This window comes from Deltaproteobacteria bacterium (genome assembly GCA_016180845.1).
In the GTDB taxonomy this organism is placed as follows: Bacteria; UBA10199; UBA10199; order JACPAL01; family JACPAL01; genus JACPAK01.
In genome coordinates this window covers 18,142-27,788 of the sequence record JACPAK010000011.1, presented here as the reverse complement: position 1 = coordinate 27,788, position 9,647 = coordinate 18,142, and the positions used below count along the sequence as shown (strand labels likewise).

Annotated in this window: 8 protein-coding genes and 1 pseudogene; 7 read left to right on the top strand and 2 right to left on the bottom strand. The window is 51.7% G+C overall.

Annotation, left to right across the window (positions count from 1 at the left end):
* Positions 1-550 (top strand): hypothetical protein (locus HYT76_10535; GenBank protein ID MBI2083978.1); only part of this gene is annotated, 550 nt, incomplete at its 5' end.
* A 55-nt stretch (positions 551-605) separates the two neighbouring features.
* Positions 606-1,496, top strand: a complete 891-nt coding sequence (locus HYT76_10530; GenBank protein ID MBI2083977.1) for a J domain-containing protein — start codon at positions 606-608, stop codon at positions 1,494-1,496.
* Here HYT76_10530 and HYT76_10525 read toward each other — a convergent pair.
* Entirely contained in the window at positions 1,480-2,793 is a 1,314-nt protein-coding gene (locus HYT76_10525) for an amino acid permease (protein ID MBI2083976.1), read from the bottom strand. The genes HYT76_10530 and HYT76_10525 overlap by 17 nt on opposite strands.
* A gap of 122 nt (positions 2,794-2,915) precedes the next feature.
* Here HYT76_10525 and HYT76_10520 point away from each other — a divergent pair, with 122 nt between their 5' ends.
* From HYT76_10520 to HYT76_10500, 5 genes are read left to right on the top strand one after another with little or no spacing between them, the layout of a single operon-like run.
* Positions 2,916-3,830: a hypothetical protein gene (locus HYT76_10520; protein ID MBI2083975.1), complete on the top strand. Its 915-nt coding sequence runs from the start codon at positions 2,916-2,918 to the stop codon at positions 3,828-3,830.
* A gap of 57 nt (positions 3,831-3,887) precedes the next feature.
* Entirely contained in the window at positions 3,888-4,904 is a 1,017-nt protein-coding gene (gene dctP / locus HYT76_10515) for a TRAP transporter substrate-binding protein DctP (GenBank protein ID MBI2083974.1), read from the top strand.
* Positions 4,882-5,376 (top strand): TRAP transporter small permease, encoded by a 495-nt coding sequence (locus HYT76_10510; protein ID MBI2083973.1) that lies wholly within the window; start codon positions 4,882-4,884, stop codon positions 5,374-5,376. The genes dctP and HYT76_10510 overlap by 23 nt, the downstream gene beginning before the upstream one ends.
* The gene (locus HYT76_10505; GenBank protein MBI2083972.1) at positions 5,373-6,641 is read left to right on the top strand and encodes a TRAP transporter large permease subunit; all 1,269 of its coding nucleotides are present in this window, start codon (positions 5,373-5,375) and stop codon (positions 6,639-6,641) included. The genes HYT76_10510 and HYT76_10505 overlap by 4 nt, the downstream gene beginning before the upstream one ends.
* Positions 6,642-6,652: 11 nt before the next feature.
* On the top strand, positions 6,653-7,831 hold the full coding sequence (locus tag HYT76_10500; protein MBI2083971.1) for an acetyl-CoA C-acetyltransferase: 1,179 nt from the start codon (positions 6,653-6,655) through the stop codon (positions 7,829-7,831).
* Between the two features lie 391 nt (positions 7,832-8,222).
* Here HYT76_10500 and HYT76_10495 read toward each other — a convergent pair.
* Positions 8,223-8,321 (bottom strand): annotated as a pseudogene (locus HYT76_10495) (DUF4215 domain-containing protein).
* Between the last annotated feature and the right edge of the window lie 1,326 nt (positions 8,322-9,647).

Genomic DNA, 9,647 nt, shown 5'->3' with positions numbered 1-9,647 from the left:
GGCCGGGAGTGCTGAGGCGATCAGTCGGACAAATACCTTGTTTAATGCGAACATCGGGTCTCAAGGGGCGGTCTACGATCCGACGAAGGCCGATGCCACATTTACGAATAATCAGGCGACAATCACGGCATCGGGGACCACTGCCGTTGACACCTGTCTCTCGACAGCGACGACCGATGCAGCAAGGCAGGCCTGTTACTCGGGTACGGCAGTTATCTGCAACAATAACGCAGTTTGCGATGGAAGCGAGACCTCAACAAACTGCCCTGCGGACTGTAAGAGTTATGCCTACGCAACTACGGGTAGCAGTAATACCTGTGGGAACGATGCTCCCACATCCTTCACTCAGACCGCTCCTACCACAGTGACCAATTTTATACTCAAAACGGCGAACAGTGCGAATATAACGTCTGTTTCAGGCAGTACCATGTCGTTTACCTGGGGTACGATGACCTGCTCATCGGTGCCATTTAGCTCCTCGGCGTTTGGTCCTGTCACCTGCACGATGCCGCCGCCTAGTGGTGACTGTGTGATCCACCTGATTCCATAAGGGTTGTCTAGCTGTTCCCTTTGCAATTTTAGGAAGGGGGCGTTATGAAATCCCCATGCCTCGTGACTACTACGATATCTTAGGCGTTTCCCGCTCCGCTTCTGCGGAGGAGATCAAGAAGTCCTACCGACGTTTGGCCAAACAGTACCATCCCGATGTGAACAAGGGGGACAAGAAGTCTGAGGAGAAGTTTAAGGAGATCTCTCAGGCGTATGATGTCCTCGGGGATTCCGATAAAAAAAAGAAGTACGATCAATTTGGGCAGTGGGCGGAGCAAGGGGGCTTCAATCCAGGCCAACAACAGCGGTATCAAACCTGGAATTGGTCCAATACCCAAGGACAGGGGGGCATGCCTGAATTCGATCTTGGCGACATCCTCGGTGATTTCTTCGGCGGAGGATTGGGGGGGAGGGGGCGGCGAAGGGCGGAACCAGCTGGGAGGGATATCCAGTCATCGATCGATATTACCTTTTTGGAGTCGGTGAAGGGGTCCGAGAGGGTAATCCACTCTCCTCACCGAACGGGAGAAAAGCTTCGCGTCAAGATACCGGCCGGGATCAAAGATGGCGGGAAGATCCGCCTCGCGGGAAAGGGAGAAGAAGGAGGAGACCTCTATATTAAGGTGAACGTGATCCCCGATAAAGAGTTTTGGCGGGAGGACGATGACCTTTATATAGAGGTGCCGATTACGATCTTCGAGGCAGCCCTCGGGACGACAGTCCATGTCCCGACCTTCGATGGGGCGGTGAATCTCAAGATTCCGGCAGGGACCTCGTCAGGACAGAAATTCCGGATCTCCGGCAAGGGGGTCACGCATCTCGGGAAGGGAGGGAGTGGAGATCTCTACCTGCTTGTGAAGGCAGTGGTTCCACCCGATCTGGATCAGGAATCCAAAGAACTCTTAAAAAAAATTCAGGAAAAGAACCGGTTTAATCCGCGGGGGTGAGAGAGCGGTTTGGACGGGCAAAGATTTTGTAAGGTAGATAGATCAAAAATCCGATGATCATGAGGATCAGAAGCCGGAGGAACGCCTCGCGGGGCGCCTGTGTGAGGAGAAAAGCGGAGACGATGATTCCAAGCATCGGAATCAGAAGCGGGATCTGAAAGATCTTCAGTCTGGAATCCGGGGCCAGATTTCGAAGGCGGATCACGATCAAAGACAGATTAACAAAGATAAAAAGACAGAGCATCACAACGCTGGTTGTCTGGCCGAGGATCTTTACGGTTCCGGACAAGGCGATAGACAAGGCGATGACGAAGACTGTGAGAATAGCGACCGAAGGGGTTTGCTTTTGAGGATGAACGAAGCCGAGCGCTTTGAAGATCCAGCCTTCTCTGGACATTCCATAAAGAAGTCGTGAGGCCATGATGAGGTTCGCGAGGGCTGTATTGGTGAGCGAGAAAATGGCAAGGGCAGCGACCACTTTTGGAGAGAAGAAGGGGATGATCCGTTCTGCGACCATGGCGAGAGGGGCGCTTGATTCTCCCAGTTCTTTGTAAGAGGCGACGGAGACAACAGTGAGCGCGATCCCGATATAGATCAAAGAGGTGATGACGAGGGAGAGAAGGATCGCGCGCGGGACTGTTTGTTCCGGTTTTTTCACCTCCTCAGAGACATTGCACATATCCTCAAATCCGATGGTGGCATAGAAGGCGAGGACAGCGGCCCCGCCAATCCCCTCGAGGGTTTCTTTGGAAAGAAAGGTTTCACCACGACCGGTCGCGAAGTTTCCGTCCCCCCAATGAAAGAAACCAAAACCGATGATCAGGAGCAGTCCACCTGCCTCCGCAAAGACGCAGAGGGTGTTTAGTTTCGAAGAATCGTCGATCCCCCGGAAATTGATCCAGCTGATACCACCGAGAAAGATCGAAATGATAACCCAGCGAGGGATTTCGAGAAAAAGTGAGAAATAGCCATGAACGGCATTGGCCCCTGCCGCGACAGAGGTCAGTCCCGAGAGCAGGACCAGAAAACCGACGATGGCCGGAAAATAGGTATTTGAAAAGGCGCGGCCGACGAAAACAGCAACACCGCCACTCTTCGGATAGCGACTCGTGAGCTCTGCGTAACTTAAGGCGGTCGGGATCGCGACGATCGTGGCAAGCAGAAAAGAGGACCAGGCGAGGTTACCCGCCTCAGCCGCCACCTTTCCGATCAGCGCATAAATGCCGGCGCCAAGAATATCGCCAACACCATAGAAGGTCAGTTTTGTGAGGGTAAAGTGCCTCTTTAATTCTGCCACTGTTTTAGAAATCCCCTAAAGTTTATTTACCTGGGCAAGTCAAATTCGCAAGAAGTTCTTTCACGCATCTCGTCATGTACGAAGCTTGACACCCTAATGATGTGGGTGTTACCTCCGCCGTTGTGAAACGGCTCTTCATCAGGTCGTTGATTCTCCCAATCATCTTTTTTTCTGCCTCCTGCAGTTTGACGCGTACCGCCTCGAATCTGACATCAAAAATCATGAAAGAAGGGGCGCCTGTTTTTGAAGAGGAACAAGATATCGAAGTGGGCGAGCAGACCGGTCTTGCGATGATCAAGACGCTCGAGGTCTTTCATCACCAAAATCCGAAGAACAAAAACTACCTTTTGCTCCTCTCGAAGTCGTACGGCACCTACGCCTTCGGTTTTCTCGAGAATCGATTGCTGCAATATGAAAAGGAGAATCCGGAGCGGTTTCAGGTTATTCTCGAACGGGCGAAGCTCTTTTATTCACGCGGGAAGAATTATGGGCTTATGCTGATTGAGCGAGAGGATAAGGATCTCAGAAAGGCGATCGACCAAGGCTTGGGTCCCTTGAAATCCGCTCTCGCGGGGGTCGGGCGTGATGAGGTCGGAATGATTTTTTGGACCGCGCTTTCCTGGGGAAATTATGTGAATCTGACAAAGGATGATGTGCGGTCGGTTTCGGATCTTGCGATTGTCGAGGCGATGATGGCGCGAGTCCTTGAGTTAGATCCAGGGTTTTTCTATGGAGGTCCTCATCTCTTTTATGGGGTTTATTATGCAAGCCGGCCGGCGATGCTTGGGGGAAATCCGGAGATGGCCAAGAAACATTTTGAAGAGGCGGTGAATACGAGTGGCGGACGTTTTTTGATCCCTTATGCCTTGCAGGCCCAGTTTCTGGCGGTACAGACGCAGGACAAAAACCTTTTCAATGATTTGATCGGAAAGGTCGAGTTGGGTGATCCGAATGCATTGCCGGAGCAGAAGCTCGCGAACATGTTGGCAAAGGAGCGGGTGAGATTTTTGAGGGAGAAGGAAAAGGATTTATTTTAAAATCCCCCCAACCCCCCTTTTTCAAAGTGGGGCAAGAGGGAATTGAAAGGAGTGGTTATGAGAACATTCGTGTTGGTGCTTGCCTTATTGATGTCATCTGTTGTGTGGTCTCAGACAACAGAAATCAAGCTGGCGACCATCGCCCCGGCCGGTTCCTCATGGGACAAGATCACGACGAAGATGAATGAGGAGTTGAAGACGAAAAGCGGCGGGAAGCTTTCATTCAAGATCTATCCAGGCGGGACACAAGGGGACGAGAAGGATGTCGTCCGGAAGATGCGGATCAAACAGATCCATGCCGGAGGATTTACCGGAAATGGTTTAGGTCAGATCGCGCCGCAGATCCGGGTCTTGGAGCTTCCTTTTCTGTATAAAACTCCACAAGAGATTGACTACGTGACCGGCAAGATGGGGAGTCAGATGGAGGCGGTTTTGTCGAAGGGGAACCCTCCAGTCGTCTTGCTCGGATGGGCCGAGGCCGGTTTTGTTTACATTTACTCCAACAAACCGATCAAGAAACTTACAGATCTGAAAGGAACAAAGGTCTGGCAATGGGAGGGGGATCCTCTCGCTGCGGCGACGTTTGCCTCGCTCGGTGTCGCTCCAGTACCCCTGGCGATCACGGATGTCATGACGGCACTTTCGACGAATATGATCGAAGCGGTTTATGTCCCACCACTCGGTTGCCTCGCGCTCCAGTGGTGTTCGAAGGTAAAGTACATGACCGATCTCCCCGTCGTGAATTCGATGGGGGCGCTTGTGATGTTGCAGTCCGAATATAATAAATTGTCACCGGACCAGCAGAAGATCTTGAGAGAGGTGACAGCGAAATACACGCGCGAGATTGTTGATCAGACACGAAAAGACAATCTCCAGGCGGTTGAAGAAACGAAGCGCTTGGGGGTCCAGATTGTTTCAGTCGACGAAAAAGATCGTCAGGAAATTATGGATGCGGCGAAGAAGGTTTGGACGGATCAGGCGGGCAAGCTCTATACGGCAGAACAGCTTTTGACCATACAGAAACTTGTCGCTGAGGTGACCAAGGGGCATAGTGCGTCTGCTCAACTTCATTAACGATCGTCTCGCACGGATCGAGGAGTCGTTCCTCTGCCTTTTTCTCCTCGCGATGATCCTGCTGGCGTTTCTCCAGGTTGTCTCGAGGAATCTTTTCTCAACAGGACTCCTCTGGGCCGATGCCTTTGTGCGACTCTTGCTTCTTTGGGTCGGTTTTCTCGGCGCGGCGCTCGCGACGCGTCTCAATCAACACTTGTCGATCGATGTCTTCACGAAGTTTTTGGGGGGGCGTTCCCGCAAATTGATCGGAATATTCGTGAAGATTTTTGCGACGATTGTTTGTCTCTATCTCTACCAGGCGGCGGTCCAGTTTGTTCGGTTGGAGAAAGAGGCGGGGAGTGAATTTTTCAGTTCGATACCGAACTGGTCGGTGGAACTGATTATCCCGATGACATTTATCCTGATGTCGTTTCATTTTTCGGTCGCGATCCTGAATGATATGAAAGAGCTTTTAGCGGGGGGCAAAGGATGACCTGGCTGGTGGTCTTTGGGATCGTCGCCGCTGCCCTTTTTGGGGCGCCGCTTTTTTCGATATTCGGAATCGCCGCCCTCGTCTGTTTTTTTAACGCCGGCATCGATACGCAGGCGATTATTATTGCGATGTCGCGGCTCGTTTCGGCCCCGATCCTGGTTGCTATCCCTCTTTTTACATTCGCCGGTTATATGATGGCCGAATCCAAGACCCCTCAGAGGATGGTGAGATTGGCTGAGGCCTGTATCGGCTGGATGCCAGGTGGGATGGCGATTGTGGCCCTGCTGGCTTGTGCCTTCTTTACCGCTTTTACGGGCGCATCCGGGGTCACGATTATTGCGCTGGGTGGTCTCTTGTATCCAGTTCTCTTGAAGCAGGGATTTCAGCAGAAATTTTCCCTGGGGCTTGTCACGACCTGCGGGAGTCTGGGGCTGCTTTTCCCGCCGAGTCTTCCTTTGATCCTCTATGGTTTGGTCGCTTCCGTGGATGTCGACAAACTTTTTATCGCAGGGCTGTTTCCCGGTTTTCTGTTGATGGCATTGCTCGGGATCTACTCAGCCCGTCAAAAGATCCAGTCATCCCGGAAATATGTTTTTCAATGGAAGGAGCTTGTCCAGGCGGTTCGCGCATCGATCTGGGAGATCCCGCTTCCGATCCTGATTCTGGTCGGGATTTATGGCGGATACACGACAGCGGCGGAGTCGGCGGCGGTCGCTGCCTTTTATGTCCTGATCGTTGAGGTGTTTATCTATCGGGATCTCAAGATAACGACAGATGTCCCGCGTGTCATGAAAGAGAGCATGGTTCTGGTCGGGGGGATTCTGATCATTCTTGCCGTTGCCCTCGGGTTCACGGACTTTTTGATCGATGAACAGATCCCGATGAAGATCTTCGAATGGATCCGTCAGTATATTTCGAGCAAATGGACCTTCCTGATCCTTCTAAACGGTTTTCTGCTGATTGTGGGAATGCTCATGGATATTTTTTCAGCGATTATCGTTGTGGTTCCGCTCATTTTGCCGATTGCGAAAAGCTTTGGGGTCGATCCGTTTCATTTGGGAATTATTTTTCTCACCAATCTGGAGATCGGTTACCTCACGCCGCCTGTTGGACTCAATCTCTATCTTTCCAGCTATCGGTTCAAGGAGCCGATCATGAAGATTGTGAAGGATGTGGTTCCGTTTATCCTTCTGCTCTTGATTGGGCTTTTGTTGATTACCTATGTTCCAAGTTTGAGTTTGTGGTTGGTAAGAGTATTTTCATAAGGAGAACTGATATGGTTGAAATTGTCATTGTTAGCGCCACACGCACACCGATCGGGAGTTTTCAGGGGGCCTTTGCCAGTATTCCGGCGCCGAAGCTGGGGGCGATGGCGATCGCCGAGGCGATTCATCGTGCCGGCCTTAAAAAAGACGAGGTGAATGAAGTCATCATGGGGTGTGTGATTACGGCGGGGATCGGTCAGGCCCCAGCCCGACAGGCGGCGATTTTTGCGGGACTTCCGGAAGGGACCCCGTGTCTCACGGTTAATAAGGTTTGTGGTTCGGGACTCAAGGCAGTGATGCTGGCTGATCAGGCGATTCGTACCGGCCAATCAGAAGTTGTTGTGGCTGGTGGGATGGAGAATATGACGCTGTCTCCCTACCTGTTGCCAAAGGGGCGTTCGGGATTTCGTCTCGGTCATGCCGAGGTGATCGATAGCATGATCAAGGATGGCTTGTGGGACGTTTACAACAATATCCATATGGGAAATTGTGCTGAACTCTGTGCCAAGGAATACCGGATCTCACGTGAAGAACAGGATCGATATGCGATCCAGAGTTATGAGCGGGCGATCAAGGCGACGAACGGCGGTCAATTCCGCAATGAGATCGTGACGGTCGAGGTCGAGGCGTCTAAAGGAGACAAGTTGAAGGTGGAAAAGGACGAGGAACCGTTCAAGGCGAGGCTTGAGAAACTCCCCAGTTTGAGACCGGCATTTCAAAAAGAGGGGACCGTGACCGCCGGCAATGCCTCGTCGATCAATGATGGCGCGGCCGCCCTCGTCCTCATGAGCTCAGAAACGGCAAAAAAGAGGGGTCTTAAGCCGATCGGCCGAATCCTCGGTTATGCGCAGGCGTCAGTCAAACCGGAATGGTTTACGATCGCCCCATCCGAGGCGATCAAGAAAAATTTATCCGGATTGAATCTGAAGAATTCCGACATTGATCTCTTCGAGCTCAATGAGGCGTTTTCTGTTGTGGCACTCGCCAACAATAAAATTCTTGGACTCTCAGAGGATCGTGTCAATATCCGTGGCGGTGCGGTGGCGCTGGGTCACCCAATTGGTGCCTCTGGAGCCCGGATCCTGACGACCCTTCTTTATTCCCTCATCGATACGAACCAAAAACGTGGTCTTGCCTCGCTTTGTATTGGTGGAGGTGAGGGGGTGTCGCTGGTGGTTGAGAGAATTTGAGGTTTTAAGGGGTCGTACAGGCCAGTGTCAGATTCGCCACACAACTACCACTTGCAGGAATAAAGGAGCAATCTCCGCTCGTCTTCGTATAGGTCTTCGTGCCTGTGGTGCAGCCAAAAGGGTTGATGTTGCCGGAGAGTGAACTTCCGAGAGAATAGGTGCATCCATCAAGGATCAGACCTGTCGCAGTATCCGGGTTTTCTGTCCAGTCATTGCCAGACTTTGTTCCTGACACGGAGGTACCCCCTCCACCTGGAACTGTAATTGTTACTATAAATGTTGATGACGTCTCGCTTGTCTTCGTAAACTTCCAATTCGTGATCGTTGAGTTAGGAGGATCCGAGAGACAGGTATGGGTTTTAGTGCTGTTCATTGTCCATGAATTCGGGAGAGAGACCTCCGTCTGACAGGTGGCACTGCACCCGTCTCCTGCACTCGTATTTCCATCGTCGCATTGTTCGCCTGTCTCTGTTGTGCCATTCCCACAAACAATGCTGCTGCCACCACTGCCTCCGCTCCCACTAGAACTTCCACCAGTGGTTCCACCCGAGCTACTGGTACTCCCCCCACTGCTTTGCTCTTCAGCCACTTCGGGGACCCCTTGCTCCTCGAAGCATTGTGTCGAATTGACTCGAGAGGCCTTGGAGATCTTCTCCGACAATGTGTCACAGGCCGAGTAATCCACGATAGAGCTATCGATTTCGAGCGGAAGCTGTCCGGGGGGAAGCAAGCAATCCCATGAACGGGTAAAGGTGACATTGGAGAGGAGGGTTTCCTCGGAGATCTCATCCGGAATCGAGCTGCAGGCAAATTCACCGAAAAAATCGACCTCACTTGTCGGGATCACTGTTGGTGAGGTGGAAACCTGAAAACCTTCCGTGTCACTGTAATAGAAAGAATTGGCGATTGTGTAATTTAAAATCCCGGCCCCCTCCGTTCCGTTGAACTCCGTACAGATCCGACCGTTGACATCCACGGAGGGGATCGAATACGAGCCGGTTGTGGTATTTCTCCCGCTGCTTTGATACGTGAATCCCAACGTAAACAGGCTTCCGCATGAGGTCCCTGACTCCACATTTGACGTCGAGGGGTTTTGACAATAACAGCTTGAGGTCTCCAAAGAGCGAACGTTATTGAAATCGAACTCCTCGTCCATGACGGCGGCGGAGTTCATCACCATGGTGTAATTCGTACAGTCAAAACCACCGGTTACATGATTGATCACACTCCCGGTCCAGGTGGCGGTCGAAGAATTTCCCGAGGCGGTAAATTCCGAAACACGCTGAAAGGATATTCCATCGGTTGATTTGCAGACATCCATCTGAAAATCTTTTGTACTTCCTGACGTTTCATTCTTGACTCTAAAAAGGATCGATTCGGTTCCAGCGAAATTAATGCGATAGTAGGCATAACGATTTTCGGGGATCACCATCCCTGGGATCCGATCCTGCGTGACCGCCGCATAGCATTTGAAGAGTTCTGCCTGGCGGACCCGATTGATCGCCTCGGGCCTGAAGAAATGAAGTCCCATGCAACCGGTGCTCGAGGTAGACCCCGTGGCGTTGTGAGTCGTTTTCAGACTGGAGAGACTGGCAGAGGCAGCGGTATCCCCCTTCTCGACCTCGTCCAGTTTCGGAAGGGTCGAAAGATCGAGGATATTGAGATTCCCTTCCTCATTTTGGACGAGACTCGCGCCGCAACCGAACAAACTCACGGTGACCATCATTCCCAGCAGCAACAGACACACCCTCATCATTTTGCCCCTCATAATTCTTGAGACAGCAATCTTCGTGCCAAGATTCAGGTATATAAGTAT

Bases quoted from the DNA above. Each gene is read 5' to 3' on its own strand.
- HYT76_10500 (MBI2083971.1), top strand. From the start codon at position 6,653: ATGGTTGAAATTGTCATTGTTAGCGCCACACGCACACCGATCGGGAGT.
- dctP (MBI2083974.1), top strand. From the start codon at position 3,888: ATGAGAACATTCGTGTTGGTGCTTGCCTTATTGATGTCATCTGTTGTG.
- HYT76_10530 (MBI2083977.1), top strand. From the start codon at position 606: ATGCCTCGTGACTACTACGATATCTTAGGCGTTTCCCGCTCCGCTTCT.
- HYT76_10505 (MBI2083972.1), top strand. From the start codon at position 5,373: ATGACCTGGCTGGTGGTCTTTGGGATCGTCGCCGCTGCCCTTTTTGGG.